The organism is Cellulosimicrobium cellulans (assembly GCF_024124905.1).
Lineage (GTDB): Bacteria > Actinomycetota > Actinomycetes > Actinomycetales > Cellulomonadaceae > Cellulosimicrobium > Cellulosimicrobium cellulans_G.
Window position 1 is genome coordinate 131,853 of the sequence record NZ_JAMXST010000002.1, and the last position, 23,334, is coordinate 155,186.

The window sequence follows — 23,334 nt, forward strand, 5'->3', positions numbered from 1 at the left end:
CGCTCCGTCAGAGATCCCTGACCGCGTCGTCGCGGTCACCCGTCCCGAGAGGAACCACCGATGCTTCCCCAGCTGACACGACTCCGTCGCCGAGCCACGGCGGCGGTCGCCGGCGCTGCCCTCGTGGCGCTCGCCGTCGCCCCGGCCGCGGCGACGACCGAGCCCTCGCTCCGCCTCGACACGCCACGGATCACGGCCGACGGGTCCGTGACGATCACCTATGCCGCCGGCGCGGCGGTCAGCGCGAAGAACTGGCTCGGCGTCTACCGCGACGGCGTGCTGCCCGGCGGGCCGCCCTCGCTCGACTGGCGCTACGTGCCGGACGCGTCCGGCAGCGTGACCTGGGGCCCGCAGCACCGCGCGGGCTGGACGCGCGGTGCTGCGTCGATCGGTCCGGGTGACTACGACGTCTACCTGCTCGCCGACGACGGGTACGACGTGCTCGCCGGGCCGGTCGACCTGACCGTGGAGGCGGTGCGGCCGGTCGAGCCCGCCGAGCCCAAGCCTGAGGTCGACGGCGTCAGCGAGCTGAACGTGCTCACCTTCAACCTGTGGCACGGTGGCTCGCAGATCCCGGACGGGGCGCGCGAGATCGCCGACGTCCTCCGGGAGACCGATGCGGACGTGACGTTCATGCCGGAACGCAACGACACCCCGGCGGACGTGGCGGCGCTCCTGGGGTACGACCATCTTCTCGCGACCGGCACCGGCATAGTGTCGCGCTACCCGATCCTCGAGACCGGGACGGTCGGCGACCGGTGGTCGAAGGCCGTGCTCGACGTCAACGGCACAGAGGTGGTGGCCTACGGCGGGCACCTCGAGTACCGCTGGTACACGACGTACCTGCCGCGCGGGTACGGCGGAGCGATCCTCGGCGACTGGCCCGCCGGGTGGGGCACGTGGGACCGGCTCGACGCGCCCGTGACGGACGTCGGCGCGATCCTCGCGGCGAACCTCCAGTCGGGTCGCCCGGCGTCCGCGGCCGCGCTCCTCGACGACGTCCGGGCGGAGCGCGCGGCCGGTCGCCTGGTCGTCGTGGGCGGCGACTTCAACGAGCCGTCGGCGCAGGACTGGACCGAGGCGACGGCCGACCTGTTCGACCACCACGGCGTCGTCGTCCCGTGGCAGACGACGCAGACCCTGCTCGACGGCGGTCTCGTGGACGTGTTCCGCGAGGTCCACCCCGACCCCGTGTCGAACCCGGGCTTCACGTGGCCCGCGGACAACACGCTGTTCCCCACGTCGGAGCTGACGTGGGCGCCGGAGGCCGACGAGCGGGACCGGATCGACTACGTCTTCGTGGCACCCGACGACCGTGTGGCCGTTCACGGCGCCCAGGTCGTGGGTCCGCAGTCGACGATCGTGCGCGACGAGCGCGTCGACGACGACAGCGCCGACGTGATCCTCACGCCGGACGCCGTCTGGCCTTCCGACCACAAGGCCGTCCTGGCGTCGCTGCGGGTCTGCGACGAGGCGTGCCTGCCGAGCGGGGCGCCGGAGGTCGAGGCGGTCGTGCGGTGCATGGCCGGAACCGCGCACGTGGCGGTACGGGCGACGAACACGGGCGACGCCGCGGCGGCCGTCGTGCTGTCGACCGCGTTCGGCGAGCGCGCCAGCGCGGACGTCGCGCCGGGACGCCATGCGTACCAGTCGTTCAGCACACGGGCCGCACGGGCCGACGCCGGCACCGCGACGGTCACGGCGACCGTGGCCGGTCGGGCACCGGTGACGGTTCAGGAGGAGTACGCGGCGAAGAGCTGCGGCTGACCCGCGCCCACCGGCGCCCGTCTCAGGACGGGCGCCGGTGCCGCGTCGGCCCGGTGCTGCCCCGCACGACGAACTCGACGGACGGCAACCGGATCTCCGGCGGTTCCTTCCCCTCGACGAGCGCCACCAGCGTCTGGGCCGCGGCCGTGCCCCAGGCGACCACGTTCTGCCGGACCGTCGTCAGCGGCGGCACGATGTACGGGGCGAGCGGGATGTCGTCGAAGCCGACGACCGAGAGGTCCTCCGGGACACGGATGCCGCGGTCGGTGGCCGCGGAGATCCCGGCGATCGCCATGAGGTCGTTGCCGTAGACGATCGCGCTCGGGGGCCGCGGCAGGTCGAGGAGCTCGTGCGTCGCGCGCGCGCCGGAGCTGCCCGTGAAGTCGGCGGTCACGACGGGGCCCACGGGCAGACCGAGCTCGTCGAGCGTGTCCTCCCAGGCTCGGCGCCGCGCCTCGGTGTGGACGTAGCCCGGCACACCCATGACGTGGCCGATGTGCCGGTGGCCGAGCGAGTGCAGGTGGTGGACCGCGCGGCGGACCCCGGCTGCGTCGTCCATCCCGATGACGACGTCCGCCTCGGTGTCCGCTTCCTCGGGCGCGACGACGACGACGCTCAGCCCGAGCGCGCCGACGTCCCGGGGGCGGGTGTCCCCGGCCCGGACGTCGGTGAGGAACACGCCGTCGACGCGCGACTCGCGCGCGAGCCGCTCGTAGGCGTCGCGCTCGCCGTGCTGGTCCTTGACCACCTGGAGGACCAGCGAGTAGTTCTGCTCGGACAGGCCGATCTCGACGCCCGCCATGAAGAGCGGGAAGAAGGGGTCGGTGGCGAGGAGCTCGGGCTCCCGCCGGATCACGAGGCCCACGGCCTGCGTGCGCGACCGGGAGAGAGCGCGCGCACGGGCGCTGGGCTGCCAGCCGAGGTCGTCGGCGGCGCGCAGGATGCGCTCGCGTGCCGCTGCGCTGACGCCGGGTCGGTTGTTGAACACGAACGAGACGGCGCTCTTCGAGACCCCGGCGCGGGCCGCGACGTCACCGATCGTCACGCGCTTGGCGCCGACCGTCCGGGTGGTCCGGTCGCCGGGGGTGAGGGTCGAGTGCTCCGCTGCGTTCACCTCGTCAGGATAGCGCACGGTTTGACCCGGTGTTTAGTAGCCGTCGCGCGCGCTCTCGTCGGGGCGGACGTCGACCGCATCGCGACTGAGAGGCGCGCTGAGCGCTGCAAGTCCAGGCATCCACGGGGATCGACCGCGGGCAGGGGCCCGCCGTGACTGCTTGCGCCGCCCGGTTGTCCGGGTGATCTTGACGCGCGTTGTTCAAACCGGTTTAATCGTCGCGTCGACGCCGTCAGGACGACGGCGTCGGCGGGCCGCCGTGCGGGGGACCGAAGGGCGGGGGCCAGAGCGACGAGCGGGTGACGAGCCCGGATGAGGAGTTGGGCGCAATGAAGCGTGGCGCACGGATGACAGCGCTGGCGACGACGGCTGCGGTGGTCCTGCCGCTCGCGGCGTGCGGATCGGGCGGCGACGGCGGTACCGGCGGGTCCGAGGGAGGTCTCACGAGCGGACCGATCGACGTCTGGTACTCGACCAACGAGCAGGAGGTCGCCTGGGGCGAGCAGGTGGTCGAGGCGTGGAACGCCGAGCACCCGGACCAGAAGGTGAGCGCACAAGCGATCCCCGCGGGCAGCTCGTCCGAGGACGTCATCGCCGCCTCGATCACGGCGGGGAACACGCCGTGCCTCGTGTTCAACACGGCCCCGGCCGCCGTGCCCGCGTTCCAGAAGCAGGGTGGCCTGGTGAACCTGTCGACGACGTTCGACGACGCGGAGGACTACGTCACGGGTCGTTCGGGCGCCGCGGCGGACGGGTTCCGCAGCGCCGACGGGGACCTGTACCAGCTTCCCTGGAAGACGAACCCCTTCATGCTGTACTACAACAAGGACGTGTTCGCGGCCGCCGGCCTGGACGCCGAGGACCCGCAGCTCGAGACGTACGACGACGTGCTGGCGGCGGCGCAGGCGATCAAGGACGCCGGGGCGGCCGACTTCGCGATCTATCCGCCGGCGACCGCGGACTACACGAACGTCAACTTCGACTTCTACCCGTTCTTCCTCGCCAACTCCGGCGGCACGCAGCTCATCGAGGACGGTCGGGCGACGTTCACGAGCGACGAGGGCCTGGAGACTCTCGGCTTCTGGCAGACGCTCTACGCGGAGGGCTTCTCGTCCGCGGAGGCGTACAGCGGGGACATGTGGGCCGGTCCGTTCGCCGACGGTGTCGCCGCCATGGGCGTCGCCGGCCCGTGGGGCAAGGGGCAGTTCGACGGCAAGGTGGACTTCGGCGTCGTCCCGCTCCCGACCGCCGACGGCGTGCCCGCCGACGAGACGTCGACGTTCGCGGACTCGAAGAACGTCGGCCTCTACTCCTCGTGCAAGAACCAGCAGACCGCGTGGGACTTCCTCAAGTTCGCGACGAACGACGAGAACGACCTCGCGCTCCTCGAGATCACCGGCCAGTTCCCGACCCGCACGGACGTGCCCGAGCTCGCGGCCGACTTCCTGGCGGAGAACACCTTCTTCGAGCCGTTCGCGGCGTCCGTGCCGCTCGCCGTCGACGTCCCGACGGTGGACGGGCTCGCCGAGAAGATGCAGGTCTTCCGCGACGCGTGGAGCGGGTCCGTGCAGTCGGGGTCCGGCGACCTCGAGACGACGTTCGGCGAGGCCGCGGCGACGATCGACGGCCTGGCGGGCTGAGCCCAGGACGAGGCGACGCACTCATGGTCACCCTTCACGACGAGGACGTGCAGCCGTCCGCGCGGGCCACGGCGCTCCGTGGCCCGCGCCAGGACCCGCCGCGACCCCGCGGCCGGCGACTCCAGCGCTGGCTCGGGGAGAACCCCCTCGGCATCCTTCTCAGCGCCCCGTACGTGGCGTTCGTCGTCGTGGTGTTCCTCGTGCCGTTCGGATTCGGCGTGTGGATGTCGTTCCACGACTTCTTCTTCACGGCACCCGGCGTGCAGGTCCCGCACCCCTTCGTCGGGCTCGACAACTTCCGGCAGGTCCTCGCGGACCCGGCGGTGCGTCAGGCGTTCGGCAACCTCGCGGTGTTCGGCCTCATCAACGTGCCGCTCACGGTGGTGCTCGGGCTCCTCCTCGCGTCGGGCCTCGATGCCGTCGTGCACTGGAAGGGCTTCTTCCGGGTCTCGTACTACGTCCCGTACGTCACGGCGTCCGTCGCGACGCTCGCGGTGTGGATCTTCATGTTCAACGGCAACGGGGTCGTGAACAGGCTCCTGGGGAGCCTCGCGCCGGAGCCGACCTGGCTCGCGAACCCGAGCCTGATCATGCCCCTGATCGCGGTCTACGTGACGTGGAAGAACCTCGGGTTCTACGTCCTGCTCTACCTCGCCGCGCTGCAGAACGTGCCGAAGGAGCTGCACGAGGCGGCAGCGATGGACGGCGCCGGGCCCTGGCGCCGGTTCCGGGCCGTCACGCTCCCTGCCGTACGGCCGGTGACCTCGCTCGTGGTGCTGCTCTCCGTCATCACCACCGGACAGATCTTCACCGAGCCGTACCTCCTCACCGGGGGAGGACCGAACGGCGCCTCGATGACCCCGGCGCTGCTCATGTACCAGAAGGGCATCCAGCAGGGGCAGCCCGACATCGCCGCGGCGGTCGGCATGATCCTCGTGCTCGCGGTCATGCTCCTGTCGCTGGCCTCGCGCCGTCTCACGGAGAGGAAAGGCTGATGGCCTCCACGACCTCGACCTCGACCACGCGGCGGGACACGACCCGGGCCCGCGGCTCCGGCGGAGGCCGGCTGCTGCGCGTGCTGCGCTTCGCGGTGCTGCTGCTCGGTGCGTTCCTCGCGCTCGTGCCGTTCTACTACATGCTCCTCGGGGCGCTGCAGAGGGAGCGGGACACGAGCGTCCTGGGCCTGCTCCCGCTGCCCGGGAACCTCACCCTCGACAACTTCGTGGGGGTCAACGAGTCGATCGACCTCGCCCGGTCGCTGCTCAACTCGTTGATCATGACGGCGGGCGTCGTGGGCTGCACGCTCGTGTTCGGGCTGCTCGTCGGGTACGCGCTGTCGGTGCTGTCCTTCCGCGGCCAGGGGCTCGTGTTCGCGCTCGTCCTGCTCGTCCAGGCGATCCCGTTCCAGCTGCTCATGATCCCGCTCTACGTCATGGTCGTGCGGTACTTCGACCTCGCGGACAACTACCTCGGCATGATCCTGCCGTTCGCCGTGAACTCGGTCGCCGTCCTGATCTTCCGGCAGTACTTCCTCCAGATCCCGCGCGACGTGTTCGACGCGGCGCGCATCGACGGCGCGAGCGAGCTGCGGATCCTGCGGTCGATCGCCGTGCCGCTGGTCCGCCCGGCGGTCCTCACCGCGATGCTCGTGACGTTCATCGGTCCGTGGAACGAGTTCCTGTGGCCGTTCCTCGTGACGAAGGACGCGTCGATGCAGCCGCTCGCGGTGAGCCTCGCCAACTTCTCGCAGGCGAACTCGTCGTTCCAGGCGAACCCGATGGGCGCGGTCCTGGCGGGCGCGTGCGTGCTCGCGGTGCCCGCCGTCGTCCTGTTCCTGCTGTTCCAGCGGCACTTCACGTCCGCGAACCTCGGCTCGGCCGTCAAGGGCTGACCCGTCACCGTGCGGGGCCGGCGCGAGACCGCGCCGGCCCCGCCCCGACCTCTCAAGGCTAGGAAATGACCCAGGTGAACCACTCTCAGTCCCTCATGACGGTCCCGTACGCCCTGCGTCGTCTCGGGACGATCATGTCGCCCCTGCCCGGGGAGCCCCTCGAGGTCGAGGGCGTGCTCAACCCCGGCACCGCGTGGGGGCCGGACGGCACGCTGTACCTCTACCCCCGCCTCGTGGCCGAGGGGAACGTCTCGCGCATCGGTCGGGCGCGCGTCGTCCTCGAGGACGGGGTGCCCGTGGGCGTGGAGCGGCTCGGGGTGGTGCTCGCCCCCGACGAGGGCTGGGAGCACGGGCGGCAGAACGCGGGGGTCGAGGACCCCCGGATCACGTTCGTCGAGCCCCTGGACCTCCACGTCATGACCTACGTCGCGTACGGGCCGCTGGGACCGAAGCCCGCGCTGGCCGTCTCCCGGGACACCGTGTCGTGGCGCCGGCTCGGGCCCTTGCGGTTCGCCTACCAGCCCGAGCTGGACACCGACCTCAACCTCTTCCCCAACAAGGATGTGGTGTTCTTCCCCGAGGCCGTCCCGGGTCCCGACGGCCGACCCGTGCTCGCGCTCCTGCACCGGCCGATGTGGGACCTCGACTGGCTCCGCCCCGGCGAGGGGGCTCGTCCGCCGGCCGGGGTCGACGACCCGCGGCCGTCCATCTGGATCGGCTACGTCGACCTCGATGCCGTGACGCGCGACCTCGGAGCACTCACGCACGTCGAGAGCTCTGCGCCGGTCGCCACGCCGGAGATGGCGTACGAGTCGTCGAAGATCGGTGGTGGCCCGGCACCCCTGCGCGTTCCCGAGGGCTGGCTCGTCCTCCACCACGGAGTGACGGGCGCCGACTTCTCCGGCTTCGCCCTGGCTCACGGTTCCCGGTACACGGCGGGCGCGATGATCCTGGACCCGGGCGACCCGCGCCGGGTGCTGGCCCGGACGCCCGAGCCGCTGCTCGTCCCGGAGACCGCCGCCGAGCTGGAGGGCACGCTCGGCAACGTCGTGTTCCCCACGGCCGTCGAGGAGATCCAGGGACGCCGGTTCGTCTTCTACGGCATGGCCGACTCCCGGATCGGTGTCGCCGAGCTCGTGCGTCTCGATGGTTGAGGGCCGGGCCACGGACCTCACCGCGCACGAGGCGCTCCGGCGCGTCGTCAAGGCGTACGACGTGCGCGGTGTCGTCCCTGACGAGCTGAACGACGACGTCGTGCGCGCGCTGGGCGCGGCCTTCGTGGAGACGGTCGTCCGGCCGGGCGCCGACGGGGTGCGTCGGGTCGTGGTGGCCCGTGACATGCGCGAGAGCGGCCCCGGGCTGCTGGCCGCGTTCGTCGACGGCGCCCGGGAGGCCGGCGCGCACGTGCTCGACGCCGGTCTGTGCTCGACCGACGAGCTCTACCTCGCGTCGGGTCTCCTCGACGCCGCGGGCGCGATGTTCACCGCGAGCCACAACCCCGCCCGGTACAACGGCATCAAGCTGTGCCTCTCCGGGGCACGCCCGGTCGGCCAGGACACCGGCCTGCGCGCCGTCCGGGACCGGGCCGACGAGCTGCTCGCGGGCGATCCCGTCGACGCCGGGCCGCGCGGCGGCCACGAGGCCGTCGACGTCCTGCGGTCCTACGCCGAACGCCTGCGCTCGCTCGTCGACCTGTCCGGTGGTCGCCGGCTGCGCGTGGTCGTCGACGCCGGCAACGGCATGGCAGGGCTCACGGTCCCGGCCGTCCTCGGGATGGCAGCGGGCCTGCCGCCGCTCCCGCTCGGGATCGTCCCGCTGTTCTTCGAGCTCGACGGGTCGTTCCCTCACCACGAGGCCAACCCGCTCGTGCCGGCGAACACGGCGGTGCTCCAGGCGGAGGTCGTGCGTCGGCGTGCGGACCTCGGGCTGGCGTTCGACGGCGACGCCGACAGGTGCTTCGTCGTCGACGAGCGGGGCCGGAGGGTGGACCCCTCGGTGCTCACGACGCTCGTCGGGCTCCGAGAGGCACGCCGGGTGCGGGGCGAGGGCGGCGTGCCGGTCGTGCTGCACAACGCGATCACGTCGCGCGCGGTGCCCGAGATCCTGGGCGCCGAAGGGGTGCGGACGGTTCGCACGCGCGTGGGCCACTCGTTCATCAAGGCGCTCATGGCGTCCGAGGACGCCGTCTTCGGGGGCGAGCACAGCGGGCACTTCTACTTCCGTGACTTCCTCGGCGCCGACTCGGGCCTCCTGGCCGCGATGCACGTCCTCGCAGCGCTCTCGGAGCAGGACCGTCCGCTCTCGGATCTGGTCGGTGGCCTCGACCCGTACGTGCGCTCGGGGGAGGTCGACGTCGCCGTGGCGGACCCGGAGACCGCGACGGCCGCGGTGCTCGAGGTCCTCGGGGAGGCCTACGACGCCGCGTCGCTCGACGTCGACGAGCTCGACGGCACGACCGTCCGCCGCTGGCACGGCGACGACCCGTGGTGGCTCAACCTGCGGGCGTCGAACACCGAGCCCGTCCTGCGGCTGAACGTCGAGGCCGCCGACGTCGGGACGATGCGCGCGGTCCGCGACCGTGTCCTCGACGCGCTCGCGACGGTGCCCGCAGAGGGCGGCGGGCCGCCGAGCGGCGGCGCGACCGTCGGGGGAGGGCGGCGCTGACGATGTACCTCCTCGACAACCCCGTGCGCCGCTACCCGTGGGGCTCGACCACGCTCGTGCAGCAGCTCCTCGGCCGCCCCGTCGACGGTCGTCCCGTCGCCGAGGTCTGGATGGGAGCCCACCCCGACGACCCGTCCACCGCCGACGGTGGTGGACGCCGGGTCGCTCTCGACGCGCTCGTGGCGTCCCAGCCCGAGGCGATGCTCGGACCCCGCGTGCTGGCCGGGTCCGGCCCGCGCCTGCCGTTCCTCGCCAAGATCCTCGCCGCCGCCCGCGCGCTGTCGGTCCAGGTGCACCCGACGACCGCCCAGGCCGAGGCGGGCTTCACGACCGAGGACGAGCGCGGCGTCCCCCGCACCGACCCGGTGCGGACGTACCGGGACCGCTCCGCGAAGCCGGAGATCGTGTACGCCCTCACGCCCTTCGAGCTCCTCAGCGGGCTCCGGGAGCCGGAGCAGGCGGCGAAGCTCGTCGCCGAGCTCGAGGTGCCCGCGCTCGACCCCCTCGTCGTGCTGCTGCGTGAGCGGCGCGACGACGCCCACCGGGGCGCGCTCACCTGGCTCCTCGGCCAGCGGGAGAGCACGGCGCCGTGGGTGGAGGCCGTCGCCGAGACCGCGCGTGACGCCGTGGGCGCCCGGCCGGAGCTGGCCGTGGTGCACGAGCTCGCGCAGGAGTTCCCCGGCGATCCCGGGCTCCTCGCTCCGCTCCTGCTGAACCACGAGCGGCTCGAGCCCGGCCAGGCCCTCTACACCGCCCCCGGGACGCTGCACGCCTACCTGCGGGGCATGGCCGTCGAGGTGATGGCGGCGTCCGACAACGTCCTGCGCGCCGGCCTGACGACGAAGCACGTGGACGTGGCGGAGCTGCTGGCGATCACGGACTTCACGCCGCGGCTCACCGGCTTCCTGCGTCCGGTGCGCGTGGTGCCCGGTGTCGTGGACTACGTCGCGCCGGCCGCCGACCTGGGCCTGCGCGTCGCCACCCCGCGCGCGGGAGACGAGCTGCCGGGGCCGGAGGACGGCCCGCGGATCGTCGTGTGCGTCGAGGGCGAGGTGCGCGTCGTCGCGGCGGACGCGCGACGCCTCCTGCCCGGCGAGTCCGTCTTCGTCCCGCACGTGGACGGACCGCTCGTCGTCTCAGGGCACGGGACGGCGGTCGTGGCGCGGGCCTGAGGTCAGGCCGTCGTCACGACGACGCGGGGGCCGGCGTGGGGAACCAGCGGGCGAACTTCTCCTCGAGAGCCTGGGTCCGCTCGACGTCGCAGCGCTTCTCGGCCGAGACCGTGATCGCGCCGTCCAGGCACTGCTGGTGCGCCAGCGCGACGTCCCACGTGACGAGCGTCGAGACCATCTGCAGCGCGAGCATCGCGGAGAGCCCGACGCCGATGCCCAGCGCCGGGACGAGCGCACCGCGCACCCGTGCCCGCCACACCGCCACGAGCGCGCGGACGCCCACGACGATCGCCCCGAGCGCGAGCGCGAGGCTCACGGCCTGCCACGGGAACGGCATGGTGCTCACGACGATCACCGCGAGCAGGAGCAGGCCGAAGTGGAGCACGCGCCGCGTCGCCTGCCGCGCGAGCTCGGGGTCCGGCTCCGCGGGCTCGGGCGGTGCCGGAGGACGGCCGCCCCCGGGCGTCAGCGGGTCCGGCCGGCCGGGCGGGGGCGGTGGGAGGGGCGTGCCCGGGCCGGAGCCCGGTGGGACCGGAGCGCCCGGACGCGCGCCCTCCTCCGGCGGCTGCGGCGACTCCGGACGAGGGTGCTGCGGCGCGTCGGGACGGGGCGGTGCGTACGGGTTGCCCACGGGCAGCTCCTCGGTCGGTCGGGCGGCTCGCGGTACATTCTCCCATCGGAGACCGGGTGCCCGGGAGGGCGCCCTCCCTGTTCCGCCGAGCCCGACGCTCGAGCCACCTGAGCCGCCCCGAGCCACCCCGAACCCGCAGGAGCACCGTGCAGACGCCGTCCGGCCACCCCGTCGAGTCCACCTCCGCCGCCCGCGTCGTCGTCCTCGTCTCGGGCGCGGGCTCCAACCTCGCCGCGATCCTCGCCGCGCACGACGACGCCGCCTACGGGGCGCGCGTCGTGGGCGTCGTGTCGGACAAGGCCGACGCGGGCGGCCTCGACCTGGCCCGCGAGGCCGGGATCGCCGCCGTCGTCGTGGCCCCGGGCGACTTCGACGACCGGGCCGCGTGGAACGAGGCGGTCGCGCAGGCCGTCGACGTCTTCCGGCCGGACCTCGTGGTGCTCGCCGGGTTCATGCGCATCCTCGGCCCGGCGTTCGTCGGGCGCTTCGCGGGCCGCACGATCAACACGCACCCGGCGCTCCTGCCGTCGTTCCCGGGCGCGCACGGCGTGCGCGACGCGCTCGCGTACGGCGTCCGCGTCACCGGGTGCACCGTCCACGTGGTCGACGACGGCGTGGACACCGGCCCGATCATCGCCCAGGTCGCCGTCCCGGTCGAGGACGGCGACGACGAGTCGTCGCTCCACGAGCGCATCAAGGTCGCGGAGCGCGCGCTCCTCGTCGAGACGGTCGGCCGCGTCGCGCGCGAGGGCCTGCGCGTCGAGGGCCGCCGGGCCGTCGTCGGGCGGTCGGCGGGCGCCTGAGCCGCCCGCGCGGCACCCGGTAGACTCGTCCCGGACGCGACTGGCGAGGGTGGGAACGACCACCGGGGAGCGGCCGGATCTACCTGCTGGAGCGTCGACCGCCTGGGCGCCTGGGTTCTGCCTCGCGTCGGCGTCCGTCGACGCGGCGACCGCGACCCAGAGGAGCCCCCCGTCATGTCCCACCCGGCCCCGCACGTGCCCTCCGCCCCCGACGTCCAGCTCGCCGACGACGCGCAGCGCCCCGTGCGGCGCGCGCTCCTGAGCGTCTACGACAAGACGGGCCTCGTCGAGCTCGCGACCGCGCTCCACGCGGCGGGCGTCGAGCTGGTCTCCACCGGCTCCACCGCGTCGACGATCGCCGCCGCGGGCGTGCCCGTGACGAAGGTCGAGGACCTCACCGGGTTCCCCGAGTGCCTCGAGGGCCGGGTCAAGACGCTCCACCCGCGCGTGCACGCCGGCATCCTCGCGGACTCGCGCAAGGCCGACCACCTCGCGCAGCTCGACGAGCTCGGCATCGCGCCGTTCGAGCTCGTCGTCGTCAACCTCTACCCGTTCGCCGCGACCGTCGCGTCCGGCGCCGGCCCCGACGAGGTCGTCGAGCAGATCGACATCGGCGGTCCCTCGATGGTCCGCGCGGCCGCGAAGAACCACCCGAGCGTCGCCGTCGTCGTGGACCCGGCCCGGTACGACGACGTCGTCGCCGCCGTGCAGGGGGGCGGCTTCACGTTCGCCCAGCGCAAGCGCCTCGCGGCGCAGGCGTTCGCGCACACCGCGCAGTACGACGTCGCCGTCGCGTCGTGGTTCGCGTCGTCGTACGCGCCCGACGACGTGGCCTTCCCCGCGTTCACGGGCGCCACCTGGGAGCGGGCCGACGTCCTGCGCTACGGCGAGAACCCGCACCAGCAGGCCGCGCTGTACACGCACTGGCGCGGCGGGCTCGCCACGGCGACCCAGCTGCAGGGCAAGGCGATGAGCTACAACAACTACGTGGACGCCGACGCCGCGCGCCGGGCCGCGTACGACCACTCCGGCCCGGCCGTCGCCGTCGTCAAGCACAACAACCCGTGCGGCGTCGCGACCGACGACGACATCGCGGCCGCCTACCGCAAGGCGCACGCCACCGACCCGGTCTCCGCGTACGGCGGCGTGGTGGCGGCGAACCGGGTGGTGACGACCGAGCTCGCGGAGGCGCTCAAGCCCGTGTTCACGGAGGTCGTCGTGGCACCGGGCTACGAGGACGGCGCGCTCGAGATCCTCGCGGCGAAGAAGAACCTGCGCGTCCTCGTGCTCCCGGAGGGCGCGCAGAGCGACCCCGTCGAGTTCCGTCCGATCTCGGGCGGTCTGCTCGTCCAGACGGTCGACCACATCGACGGCGTCGTGACGGCCGAGGACGGCACCGTCACCGGCGGCGACGACCCGCAGCACTGGACCCTCGTGACGGGCGAGGCCGCCGACGACGCGACCCTCGCGGACCTCGCGTTCGCGTGGCGCGCGATCCGCGCCGCCAAGTCCAACGCGATCCTCCTCGCGCGCGACGGGGCCGCCGTCGGGGTCGGGATGGGGCAGGTCAACCGCGTCGACTCGTGCCGTCTCGCGGTCGAGCGCGCCAACACCCTCGCCGACGGTGAGGAGCGTGCGCGTGGCGCCGTCGCGGCGTCCGACGCGTTCTTCCCCTTCGCCGACGGCCTCCAGATCCTGCTCGACGCGGGCGTCCGCGCGGTCGTCGCCCCGGGCGGGTCGATCCGCGACGCCGAGGTGATCGAGGCGGCGCGCGCCGCGGGTGTGACCATGTACTTCACGGGCACGCGACACTTCGCGCACTGACACGGCCCTGCTCGACGGCCCCGCCGGTCTCCGGACCGGTGGGGCCGTCGCGCGCCGGGCGTCAGACCAGGGCGTCGCGGAGGCGGCGGGTCGGGTCGAGCGCGACGTCGAGGTCGACGCCGAGGCGGCCGGCGCGGTTCATCGCCTTGCGGACCGGGCCGACGTCGCGCGGCGAGTCGACCAGGAGGACCGCCCGGACCTCGGTGACCCGACGCTCCGGGCCGCCGTCCGCCGCCGTGCCGCCGTCCGAGGTGGAGCCGGAGGTCGTCCCCGGGGCGAGGTAGAACGCGGCCCAGCCCTCGTGGCCGGTCGGGCCGCCGGACGGGTCGCCGCGGAAGAGCACGTCGTCGGCCTCGTCGGGCACGCCGAGCAGGGCGAGGTCGTGCCCGAGCTGCTGGGAGAACACGTACGGGGCGTGCCCGGGAGCGTCGGGCTCGTCGCCGAGCAGCGCGGCGACGGTCGCGTCCGGGTCGTGGAGGGCGGCGGACCAGTGGCCACCGGGCACCGCGCCGAGCAGCGGGTGCTCGCGCGTCGCGCAGTCGCCGACGGCCCAGAGCCCGGCCAACCCCGGCACGGCGCCGGTGGCGTCCACGGGCACGCTGCCGCGCACGTCGCGCGGGACCGTGCCGTCGAGCCAGTCCGTCGCGGGGCGGGCGCCCACGGCGGCCAGCACGAGGTCGGCCGTCAGCTCGCGCCCGTCGGCGAGCCGGACGCCGTCGGGCCGGACCTCCGCCACCGCGGCACCGGTCACGAGCTCGGCGCCGACGGCCGCGTACCAGGGCGCGAGGTGCGCGCCGACGGCCGGACCGAGCTGGCGCCGGAGCGGGGCGGGAGCGGCCTCGAGGACAGTGACGTGCGCCCCCGCGCCGGCGGCGACCCCTGCCAGCTCGGCGCCGATCCAGCCCGCGCCCACGATCACGAGGCGGAGCCCCGGTCGCAGCGCGCCGCGGAGGGCCTCGGCGTCCCGGACCGTGTGCAGGAGGCGGGCGTGCTCCCAGCCGTCGGGCCGCACGGGCGTGGAGCCGACCGCGAGCACCACGGCCGCCGCGGCCCGGCGCTCGCCCGACCGCGTCGTGATCTCCCAGACGGCGCCGTCGGGCGTCGCCCGGCGCTCCAGCCGCACTGCCGGGTCGGCCAGGCGCACCTCGTCGGCGAGCGCCTCGACGTCGACGCCGAGGTCCTCGGCGAGCCACGCCGGGCCCGGGCGGCTCAGGAGCTCCTTCGAGAGCGGTGGCCGGTCGTAGGGAGGCACGCCCTCCGCGCCGAGCAGCGTCACCCGCCCGGCGTACCCCCGACGCCGGAGCGCGCCGACGGTCTGGGCGCCGGCCAGTCCCGCGCCCACGACCACGACCGACGCGGGCGGTCCCGGGTCTGCCGCGGGAGGGGACGCGCGGTGCGTGGTAGGTGGCGGGAGGACCGGCGGCTCGGCGGACGACATGCACGTCACGCTAGGCCACGACGGTAGGCTTCCGGGCGTGGAAGGTGCAGCAGCGTGACCGACGTCACCGCGGACGGGGGGACGCGGCACCGGCCGCCGGCGACGCTCGTGCCGGCGTGGCACCACGTCGAGGACGAGCCGAGAGACGACGGGCGCCCGGCGGGCGCGCGTCCCGACGACGAGGCCCGGCCCCCGGTCCCGGAACCGCCTGCGAGCCTCGCCCCGTCGCGTCAGCCGGCGATGTGGCTCGTGCTCGCGGGCGTCGCGGTGTCGACGCTCGTCGCGGTGCTCGTCGGCGCGCGCGCCGGCTGCTTCACGCTCGCCGGGCTGCTCGCGGTGGCCGGCGTGTGCCGCGCGGTCGTCCCGGGCCCGGGTCCCGTGGGGATCACCGTGCGCTCCCGCGGGCTGGACGTCTTCTTCTTCCTCGCGCCCGCGGTCGTCATGGCGTTCCTCGCGCTGACCCTCGACCAGGGCGAGATCTGACCCGTCGCGGGCGCCTGCCCACGCCCCCCGGGAGGGGCCGGGGGGCAACCCTCCGGACGCGGTGCCGCGGACGACGACGGGCCCGGACCGCGGTCGCGGTCCGGGCCCGTCGGGGCGTGCGGGACGTCAGGCCTTGGGAGCCTCGTCCGTGCCGGGGGCGTCATCCGTCGCCGGGGCCTCGGGCTCGTCCGCCTCGACGACCTCGACGACCTCCTCGACCGCGACGACGTCGCCGTTCTCGTCCGTGACGACGACCTCCTCCTCGACCACGGCGGCGACCGCGCCCGCACCCGCCGCGCCGGCCGCCGCGGAGTACGCCGGGGCCCCGGCCTCGGTCAGCGTGACGACCTGGTCCTCGCCGAGGAGGTCGTCCTGCTTGGGGGCGAAGGCGAAGGCACGGTAGAACAGGCCCGCGATCGCGGCGCCGAGGAGAGGGGCGACCCAGAAGACCCACTGCTGCTTCCACAGGTCCCCGTCGCCGGCGAAGACCGCCGAGGCCATCGAGCGTGCCGGGTTGATCGACGCGTTGGTGATCGGCGCGGCGACCAGGATGAGGGCGGTCAGCGTGAAGCCGATCACGACGGGCGCGTACTGGACGCTCGCGCGCTTGTCGGTGACGCCGAGGATCACGCCCACGAACACGGCGGTGACGATGGTCTCGATGAGCAGCGCCTGCACGAGGCCGAACTCCGTGCCGCCCTGCGACGCCGTCGAGAGCGAGGAGAAGCTGCCGTAGCCGTTGGCGGTCGCGACGAACACCCCGCCCCGGCCGTCCTGGCCGAGGAGCTGCGGGAGCGTGGAGGGCACGGTCGCGAGCAGGACGAGGCCGGCGAGGAGCGCGCCGACGAGCTGCGCGACCCAGTACGGCAGGACGTCGCGCCACGCGGTGCGGCCGCCGATCGCGGCACCGAGCGTGACGGCCGGGTTGAAGTGGCCACCGGACACGTTGCCCACGGCGGCGGCGCCCGCGACCACCGCGATACCACCGGCCAGGCCGACGGCCAGGGCGTTCTGCTGGCTGACGAAGGTGTACAGCGCCACACCCACGATCGCGAGGACGAGGAAGAACGTGCCGAAGACCTCGGCGCCGAGACGCGCGAGGAGGCTCGGCTGGACGACGGCGACGGCCTCGGTGGGCGCGGGACTCGGGTCCTCGACGAAGCCCTCCGGCGCGCCGGGAGCGGTGGTGTCCTGGGACATGATGATCCTGTCTGGTTCGGTGGGTACTTCGGGCAGTCCCGGGCCCGGCCGCCACGGTGCGGCACCGGGAGGCGGTCGGGACGACGGCACGATGCCTGACCGAGTGCCCGGCCATTCCGGCATCTGGGGGCATCTTGCCACCACCACCCGGGAGAAGTGTGGAAATCGGCGGTGCTCCACCTGAGAACGGACGGTCCGTCTCACGATGCGGTCGGGTGACGGAAGCCCCGAAAGTATCTTGACGTCGAGAAGTCGAGTACCCTGGACCGCGGTCAGCAACGCCCCTGTGTGCGACGGACCGGGCCCGACGGGCCGACGGTCGCCGTCCGGCTCCCGGGGGCACCAGTCCCCGACAGTTGGAGCGATCTGCGCATGGGCAAGATCAAGGTCGTCAACCCGGTCGTCGAGCTCGACGGCGACGAGATGACGCGCATCATCTGGCAGTTCATCAAGGACCGCCTCATCCACCCGTACCTCGACGTGGACCTCAAGTATTACGACCTGTCGATCCAGAACCGCGACGCGACGGACGACCAGGTCACCGTCGACGCCGCGCACGCGATCAAGCAGTACAACGTGGGCGTCAAGTGCGCGACGATCACGCCCGACGAGGCGCGCGTCGAGGAGTTCGGCCTCAAGAAGATGTGGGTCTCGCCGAACGGCACGATCCGCAACATCCTCGGTGGCGTCGTCTTCCGCGAGCCGATCATCATCTCCAACATCCCGCGCCTCGTGCCGGGCTGGAACAAGCCGATCATCATCGGCCGTCACGCCCACGGCGACCAGTACAAGTCGACGAACTTCAAGGTCCCCGGCCCCGGCAAGATCACGATGACGTTCGAGCCGGCCGACGGCTCCGAGCCGCAGAGGTTCGAGGTCGTGACCATGCCCGAGGAGGGCGGCGTCGCGATGGGCATGTACAACTTCAACGAGTCGATCCGCGACTTCGCGCGCGCCTCGTTCGCGTACGGCCTCCAGCGCGAGTACCCCGTGTACCTCTCGACGAAGAACACGATCCTCAAGGCCTACGACGGCGCCTTCAAGGACATCTTCCAGGAGGTGTTCGACGCCGAGTTCGCCGAGGCGTTCGCCGCGAAGGGCCTCACGTACGAGCACCGCCTCATCGACGACATGGTCGCCTCGGCCATGAAGTGGGAGGGCGGCTACGTCTGGGCCTGCAAGAACTACGACGGCGACGTCCAGTCCGACACCGTCGCGCAGGGCTTCGGCTCGCTCGGCCTCATGACGTCGGTCCTCATGACCCCGGACGGCCAGACCGTCGAGGCCGAGGCCGCGCACGGCACGGTGACGCGCCACTACCGCCAGCACCAGCAGGGCAAGCCGACGTCGACGAACCCGATCGCGTCGATCTTCGCCTGGACGCGTGGCCTCATGCACCGCGGCAAGCTGGACGGCACGCCCGAGGTCACCGAGTTCGCGCAGACGCTCGAGGACGTCGTCATCAAGACGGTCGAGTCCGGCAAGATGACGAAGGACCTCGCGCTCCTCATCGGCCCGGACCAGGAGTGGCTGACGACGGAGGAGTTCCTCGCCGCGCTCGACGAGAACCTCAAGGCGCGCCTGGGCTGACCCGGCCCGCACCGCACGCCCGACGGCGGCGCCCCCTCGTGCAGGGGGTGCCGCCGTCGTCGTCCCCGGACCCTGGCGGCGGGGTGCGCCCCGCGGGCGCGCCGCTCCGCGCGTCCGGGCGGGTCGCGTTGTGGGAGAGTGAGCGCATGACTTCCCCCGTGAACGTGACGGTGACCGGCGCGGCCGGTCAGATCGGTTACGCCCTGCTCTTCCGTATCGCGTCGGGCCAGATGCTCGGCCCCGACACCCCCGTGCGCCTGCGCCTCCTGGAGATCCCGCAGGGCGTCAAGGCCGCCGAGGGCACCGCGATGGAGCTCGACGACTGCGCCTTCCCGCTGCTCGCCGGCATCGACATCTTCGACGACCCGACCGCCGCGTTCGAGGGGACGAACGTCGCGCTGCTCGTGGGCGCGCGCCCGCGCGGTCCGGGCATGGAGCGCGGCGACCTGCTGGAGGCCAACGGCGGCATCTTCAAGCCGCAGGGCCAGGCGATCAACGCGGGCGCGGCGGACGACGTGCGCGTCCTGGTCGTCGGCAACCCGGCGAACACGAACGCGCTCATCGCGGCGTCGAACGCGCCGGACGTGCCGAAGGACCGGTTCACCGCGATGACGCGCCTGGACCACAACCGCGCGCTGACGCAGGTGGCGAAGCGGGCGGGCGTGCCGGTGTCCGAGGTGCGCAAGGTGACGATCTGGGGCAACCACTCGGCGACGCAGTACCCGGACATCTTCCAGGCGGACGTCGCGGGGACCCCGGGCGCGCGGCTCGCGGAGGACCGCGAGTGGCTCGAGGGGACGTTCATCCCGACGGTCGCGAAGCGCGGCGCGGCGATCATCGACGCGCGCGGCGCGTCGTCCGCGGCGTCGGCCGCGAACGCGGCGATCGACCACGTGCGCGACTGGGTGCTCGGGACGCCGGAGGGCGACTGGACGAGCGCGGGCGTCGTGTCCGACGGGTCGTACGGCGTCCCGACGGGCCTCATCTCGTCGTTCCCGGTGGTGTCTCGCGGCGGGTCGTGGGAGATCGTCCAGGGGGTCGAGCTGTCGGAGTTCTCGCGCGGGCGCGTCGACGCGTCGGTCGCGGAGCTCCAGGAGGAGCGGCAGGCCGTGGAGCAGCTCGGGCTCGTCTGATCCGGGATCCGGTCCCGTGGTCCGAGGCACGGTCCGGACCGCGGGACCGGACGCTCCGGGGGCCGGAAGGGAGCGGCGGTGCGGGGCGTCCGGGGGTGGGTGACCGAGCGGAAAATCGCTGCGCCGTCGGGGGTGCCGCGCCGTAGGGTCGACGGGCCATGATCGACGCCACCCTGCCGACCGAGCAGCCCCCGAACCCCCCGACCACCCCGGACCCCACCCCGGCGCCGGGTGCGTCGCGCGCGCCCGTCGACCCCGCCCGCCGCCTGGACTGGCGGCGCCTGCGCGGGCCGCTGGCCGTCGTCGCCCTCGTCGCGCTCACGCTCGGAGCGGTCGGTGCCGCGCTCGGGACCGTCATCGCGGGCTGGCTCGCCGACGACCCGACGACGGCGACGCTCCAGCTCCTCGCGCTGTGCGTCGTCGGTGCCGCGCTGCTCGACACCGTCGGCCAGGTCGTGTGGGCCGGCGTCGTCGACCGCGCCGAGGGGCGCCTGCGCGGCGACCTGCTCACGGCCGCGCTCCACCAGCCGCTCGCCACGCTCACGGAGCAGGCGGTGGGCGAGGTGCTCGACCGCGTCGACGACGACACGCACGCCGTGGGCACCCTGGTGCGCCGCCAGCTCTGGGGCGCGGGCCGCACGGTCGTCGGCGTCCTGCCGATGTGGGTCGTCGCGGGCCTGACCTGGTGGCCGGCCTGGATCCTCTTCCCGGTGCTCGGCGCGGTCGCCGCGGTGATCGTGCGCCCCATGCTGGGCGAGATCGCGCGCCGCAAGGTGATCGAGGAGGCCGCGTGGACGGACCACGCCGCGGCGTTCGAGGAGTCGGTCGCCGCGCGCGACGACCTGCGCACGAGCCTCGGCCAGTCGTTCGCGGTCCGGCGCCTCGCCGAGCGCTCGGCCCAGGTGCACCGGAAGTTCCAGGCCGTGCTCGTGATCGAGTCGCGCATGCTGCGGCGTGCCGGGCTCGTCCTCGCGTCGCTGCTCGCGGGCGTGGCCGTCGCGGGCGCCGCGCTCGCCGCCGACGGCGACCTGGGCGTCGACCGCCTCGTCACCCTGTTCCTCGTGACGGCGATGTTCGTGGGGCAGGTGGACAACCTGGTCCACCACCTGCCGGACATCCAGGAGGGCATCGGGGCGCTCACCCGCATCCGGCAGATGCTCGCGGTCGAGCCCGAGCCGACGGGTGGGCGCACGCTACCCGCCGGACCGGTGGGGATCGAGCTGCGCGACCTCCACTTCTCCTACGCCGAGGGCACGTTCGCGCTCGACGGCGTGAGCCTGCGGGTGCCCGCGGGCGAGACGGTCGCGCTCGTGGGGCGTACGGGGTCGGGCAAGTCGACCCTGGCGTCCCTCCTCTCGCGCGCGGTCGAGCCGCCGCGGGGCGCGGTGCTCGTGGGCGGCGTGGACGTGCGCGACCTCGACCTGCAGGCACTGCGCGCCGCGGTGGGGGTCGTGACGCAGCGCACCGAGATCCTCGCGGGCACGCTCGCGGAGAACGTCGCGCTCTTCGCCGACGTGCCGCGCGCCGACGTCGAGGCCGCGGTGCGCGAGCTGCGCCTCGACGACTGGGTCGCGGGCCTCCCCGACGGCCTCGACACGCTGCTCGGGCCCGGTGGCACGTCGCTGTCGGCGGGGGAGGAGCAGCTCGTCGCGTTCGCGCGGCTGCTCGTCCGCGACGTGCAGGTCGTCGTGCTCGACGAGGCGACCGCGCGCATGGACCCGCTGACCGAGGCGCGCGTCGTCGCGGCCTCGGAGCGGCTGCTCGCCGGGCGGACGGGCGTGCTCGTCGCGCACCGTCTCTCGACGATCGAGCGGGCCGGGCTGCTCGCGGTCCTCGACCACGGCCGGGTCGTGCAGCAGGGCGAGCGGGCGGCGCTCGCCCGCGTCGCGGGCCCGTACCGCGACCTGCTCGCCGCGAGCGTCGCCGAGGAGACCGGGACGGGCGTCGTCGGCGCGCACCCCGGTGCGGGCGAGGCCCTGCTCGACGACGACGGCGCGCGCGACGTGTCGCCCGTCCCGGGCGCGTCGGGCCGTCCCGGCGACGCCGACGGCGCGGCTGCGGACCGGGCGGCGGAGTCGGTCGGAGGCCGCCGACGGCGTGGCACGCCGCCGGTCCTCGCGGACCCCGGCGACGGGCCCAGCCTCGCTCGCGGGGTGCTGCACGCGCTGTTCGTGCGCCCCGCGTGGGGCGTCGTCGGCGCCCTGCTGTTCCTCGTGACGAGCCTCGTCTCGGCGCAGGGCGCCGTCACGGGCTTCCTCTGGGGCCGCGCCGTGCAGGACCTGGACGAGGGGTTCCCGGCGCAGCTGCTCGTGCCGCTCGCCGTGCTCCTCGTCCTCGCGCCCCTCTGCCTCGCGTGGGCGCTGTACGTCTACCCGCGCTGGTGGATCGAGGTGCTGCTGCGCGTGCGCATGGCCGTCATGGCCGGCCAGACGCGCCAGCACCGGCTCACCGCGACGCCCCCGGGCGAGGTGGTCGCGCGTGCCATGGACGCCGACCGCTTCGTCCGGTACGCGGACCGGTGGGTCGACTTCGTCAACGGCCTCGTCGTCGCGGGGGTCACGGCGCTGCTCAGCGGGTCGTGGCTCGCGGGCGCGGTGCTGCTCGCCGTGATGGTCGTGTCCGCGGCGGCGTCCGCGCTCGGGCGCCCGATCGCGGGCCGGTCGGCCACGCGGTCGTCGGCGGCGCGCGCCCGGTTCGGGCGGGCGCTGGTCTCGGCGCTCGACTCGGCGCGCACGGTCAAGCTCGCCGCCCGGACGCCGCAGGTGCACGCGCACCTGCGCGAGGTCGACGGGGGGCGCGTGCGGGCCGCGATCTTCGAGCACCGGGTGCAGGCCGCGCTCGACGGCGTCCCGCTCGTGATGATCCAGCTCGGCGTCGTGGCGGCGTGGGCCGGGCTGCTCGCGGGCACGTGGGACCTCGCGACCGCGCTCCTGGTCGCCAACGCGGTGACCGGCTTCGGCTGGTTCGGCGTGGTCGCGGGGGCAGTCGTGACGGAGGCGCCGGGCACGCGCTCGTGGCAGCGCGCCACGAGCCGGTTCGCCGGGGGCACGGATCTCATGGACCTGCCGCCCGGCGTCGACCTCCTCACGGGCGAGGCCCCCGTGCCTGACCCGGGGCCGCGCCAGCCGCTCGAGCGGCTCGAGCTGTCCGACGTCACCGCGCTGCACGACGACGGCACGATCGGCGTCCAGGGCGTCGACCTCGCGGTGCGTCGCGGCGAGCTCGTCCTCCTGCTCGGGCAGGTCGGGGCGGGCAAGTCGAGCCTGCTCTCGGCGTTGTCGGGCCTCATGGAGCACACGGGGCACATCCGGTGGAACGGGACCGACGTCGTCGACGCCCAGACGTTCCTGCGGCCGGGACAGGTCGCCCACGTGGCGCAGGTCCCGCGTGTGCTCTCGGGGACGTTCGCCGACAACGTGCGCCTCGGGCACGAGCGCGACGTGCACGGCCCGGTCGCGGCCGCGCGCCTGGAGCGCGACGTCGTCGAGGCCGGGGGCCACGAGGCGCTGGTGGGCCACCGCGGCGTCCGGCTCTCGGGCGGCCAGGTGCAGCGGCTCGCCCTCGCACGGGCGCTCGCGACCGACGCCGAGCTCCTGCTCGCGGACGACGTCTCGAGCGCGCTCGACGCGGCGACCGAGATCGAGCTGTGGACCTCGCTCCGGGAGCGCGGGACCACGGTGATCGGCGCGACGTCGAAGCGTGCGGCGCTCGCGCGCGCGGACCGCGTCGTCGTGCTCGACGAGGGCCGCGTCGCGGAGGTCGGGCCGTGGCGCGACCTGGCACCGCGCTGGGGTCACCTGGCGGGCTGACCTCCCCTCCCGCTCCCCGCCGAACCCGGGGTCGCTCCTCACCGGACGTGTTCCGAGGGGAGCGACCCCGGGTTCGGCGTCTCCGGGGTTTCTGAGTCTTGCTGCAAGTTTCTGCAACCAGTACAGTTCGGCTCAGCCGTACGCTGAGGAAGCCGCGGTCGACGTCGCCCGCTGC

Annotated in this window: 17 protein-coding genes and 1 riboswitch; of the genes, 13 read left to right on the forward strand and 4 right to left on the reverse strand. The window is 74.1% G+C overall.

Features of this window, described 5'->3' with window-relative positions:
* Nucleotides 1–60: 60 nt before the first annotated feature.
* Nucleotides 61–1,767, forward strand: coding sequence for an endonuclease/exonuclease/phosphatase family protein (locus NHH00_RS05640; RefSeq protein ID WP_253050887.1), 1,707 nt, complete (start codon nucleotides 61–63; stop codon nucleotides 1,765–1,767).
* A 22-nt stretch (nucleotides 1,768–1,789) separates the two neighbouring features.
* On the opposite strand, the gene NHH00_RS05645 is transcribed toward NHH00_RS05640, so the two are convergent.
* Nucleotides 1,790–2,881 (reverse strand): LacI family DNA-binding transcriptional regulator, encoded by a 1,092-nt coding sequence (locus NHH00_RS05645; RefSeq protein WP_253050888.1) that lies wholly within the window; start codon nucleotides 2,879–2,881, stop codon nucleotides 1,790–1,792.
* A 347-nt stretch (nucleotides 2,882–3,228) separates the two neighbouring features.
* Here NHH00_RS05645 and NHH00_RS05650 point away from each other — a divergent pair, with 347 nt between their 5' ends.
* The 6 genes from NHH00_RS05650 to manA all read left to right on the forward strand — a co-directional run bounded on the left by NHH00_RS05650 (nucleotide 3,229) and on the right by manA (nucleotide 10,248).
* Entirely contained in the window at nucleotides 3,229–4,521 is a 1,293-nt protein-coding gene (locus NHH00_RS05650; protein ID WP_253050889.1) for an ABC transporter substrate-binding protein, read from the forward strand.
* Nucleotides 4,522–4,544: 23 nt separating this feature from the next.
* A complete protein-coding gene (locus NHH00_RS05655) occupies nucleotides 4,545–5,516 on the forward strand; it encodes a carbohydrate ABC transporter permease (protein WP_253050890.1) in 972 nt (323 codons plus the stop codon).
* Nucleotides 5,513–6,412 carry a carbohydrate ABC transporter permease gene (locus NHH00_RS05660; protein WP_374614645.1) on the forward strand — a complete coding sequence of 300 codons (900 nt, stop codon included), beginning with the start codon at nucleotides 5,513–5,515 and terminating at the stop codon, nucleotides 6,410–6,412. Before NHH00_RS05655 ends, NHH00_RS05660 begins: the two co-directional genes overlap by 4 nt.
* A gap of 65 nt (nucleotides 6,413–6,477) precedes the next feature.
* Nucleotides 6,478–7,566, forward strand: a complete 1,089-nt coding sequence (locus NHH00_RS05665) for a glycoside hydrolase family 130 protein (RefSeq protein ID WP_253050892.1) — start codon at nucleotides 6,478–6,480, stop codon at nucleotides 7,564–7,566.
* On the forward strand, nucleotides 7,559–9,076 hold the full coding sequence (locus tag NHH00_RS05670) for a phosphomannomutase/phosphoglucomutase (RefSeq protein WP_253050893.1): 1,518 nt from the start codon (nucleotides 7,559–7,561) through the stop codon (nucleotides 9,074–9,076). Before NHH00_RS05665 ends, NHH00_RS05670 begins: the two co-directional genes overlap by 8 nt.
* A 2-nt stretch (nucleotides 9,077–9,078) precedes the next feature.
* Entirely contained in the window at nucleotides 9,079–10,248 is a 1,170-nt protein-coding gene (gene manA, locus NHH00_RS05675; RefSeq protein ID WP_253050894.1) for a mannose-6-phosphate isomerase, class I, read from the forward strand.
* Nucleotides 10,249–10,261: 13 nt separating this feature from the next.
* Here the strand turns inward: manA and NHH00_RS20565 are convergent, their stop codons facing one another.
* Nucleotides 10,262–10,879, reverse strand: coding sequence for a hypothetical protein (locus NHH00_RS20565; RefSeq protein WP_290444897.1), 618 nt, complete (start codon nucleotides 10,877–10,879; stop codon nucleotides 10,262–10,264).
* 146 nt (nucleotides 10,880–11,025) lie between these two features.
* Between NHH00_RS20565 and purN the strand changes: the two genes are divergently transcribed.
* A complete protein-coding gene (purN, locus tag NHH00_RS05685; RefSeq protein ID WP_253050895.1) occupies nucleotides 11,026–11,682 on the forward strand; it encodes a phosphoribosylglycinamide formyltransferase in 657 nt (218 codons plus the stop codon).
* A 26-nt stretch (nucleotides 11,683–11,708) separates the two neighbouring features.
* A riboswitch (ZMP/ZTP riboswitch) is annotated at nucleotides 11,709–11,797 on the forward strand.
* A 59-nt stretch (nucleotides 11,798–11,856) separates the two neighbouring features.
* A complete protein-coding gene (gene purH / locus NHH00_RS05690; RefSeq protein ID WP_253050896.1) occupies nucleotides 11,857–13,506 on the forward strand; it encodes a bifunctional phosphoribosylaminoimidazolecarboxamide formyltransferase/IMP cyclohydrolase in 1,650 nt (549 codons plus the stop codon).
* A gap of 61 nt (nucleotides 13,507–13,567) precedes the next feature.
* On the opposite strand, the gene NHH00_RS05695 is transcribed toward purH, so the two are convergent.
* Nucleotides 13,568–14,944 carry an NAD(P)/FAD-dependent oxidoreductase gene (locus NHH00_RS05695; RefSeq protein ID WP_253050897.1) on the reverse strand — a complete coding sequence of 459 codons (1,377 nt, stop codon included), beginning with the start codon at nucleotides 14,942–14,944 and terminating at the stop codon, nucleotides 13,568–13,570.
* A gap of 54 nt (nucleotides 14,945–14,998) precedes the next feature.
* On the opposite strand from NHH00_RS05695, the gene NHH00_RS20980 reads away from it, so the two are divergent.
* A complete protein-coding gene (locus NHH00_RS20980) occupies nucleotides 14,999–15,427 on the forward strand; it encodes a DUF3017 domain-containing protein (RefSeq protein WP_253050898.1) in 429 nt (142 codons plus the stop codon).
* A 126-nt stretch (nucleotides 15,428–15,553) separates the two neighbouring features.
* Here NHH00_RS20980 and NHH00_RS05705 read toward each other — a convergent pair whose 3' ends face one another.
* The gene (locus tag NHH00_RS05705; RefSeq protein ID WP_253050899.1) at nucleotides 15,554–16,627 is read right to left on the reverse strand and encodes an MIP/aquaporin family protein; all 1,074 of its coding nucleotides are present in this window, start codon (nucleotides 16,625–16,627) and stop codon (nucleotides 15,554–15,556) included.
* Nucleotides 16,628–16,999: 372 nt separating this feature from the next.
* On the opposite strand from NHH00_RS05705, the gene NHH00_RS05710 reads away from it, so the two are divergent.
* The 3 genes from NHH00_RS05710 (at nucleotide 17,000) to NHH00_RS05720 (ending at nucleotide 23,159) form a co-directional block, all read left to right on the forward strand.
* Nucleotides 17,000–18,217 (forward strand): NADP-dependent isocitrate dehydrogenase, encoded by a 1,218-nt coding sequence (locus tag NHH00_RS05710; protein ID WP_253050900.1) that lies wholly within the window; start codon nucleotides 17,000–17,002, stop codon nucleotides 18,215–18,217.
* Nucleotides 18,218–18,363: 146 nt separating this feature from the next.
* Complete coding sequence (locus NHH00_RS05715) at nucleotides 18,364–19,350, forward strand: malate dehydrogenase (RefSeq protein ID WP_253050901.1); 987 nt, start codon at nucleotides 18,364–18,366, stop codon at nucleotides 19,348–19,350.
* A gap of 158 nt (nucleotides 19,351–19,508) precedes the next feature.
* Entirely contained in the window at nucleotides 19,509–23,159 is a 3,651-nt protein-coding gene (locus NHH00_RS05720) for an ATP-binding cassette domain-containing protein (protein WP_253050902.1), read from the forward strand.
* The last annotated feature ends 175 nt before the right edge of the window (nucleotides 23,160–23,334 follow it).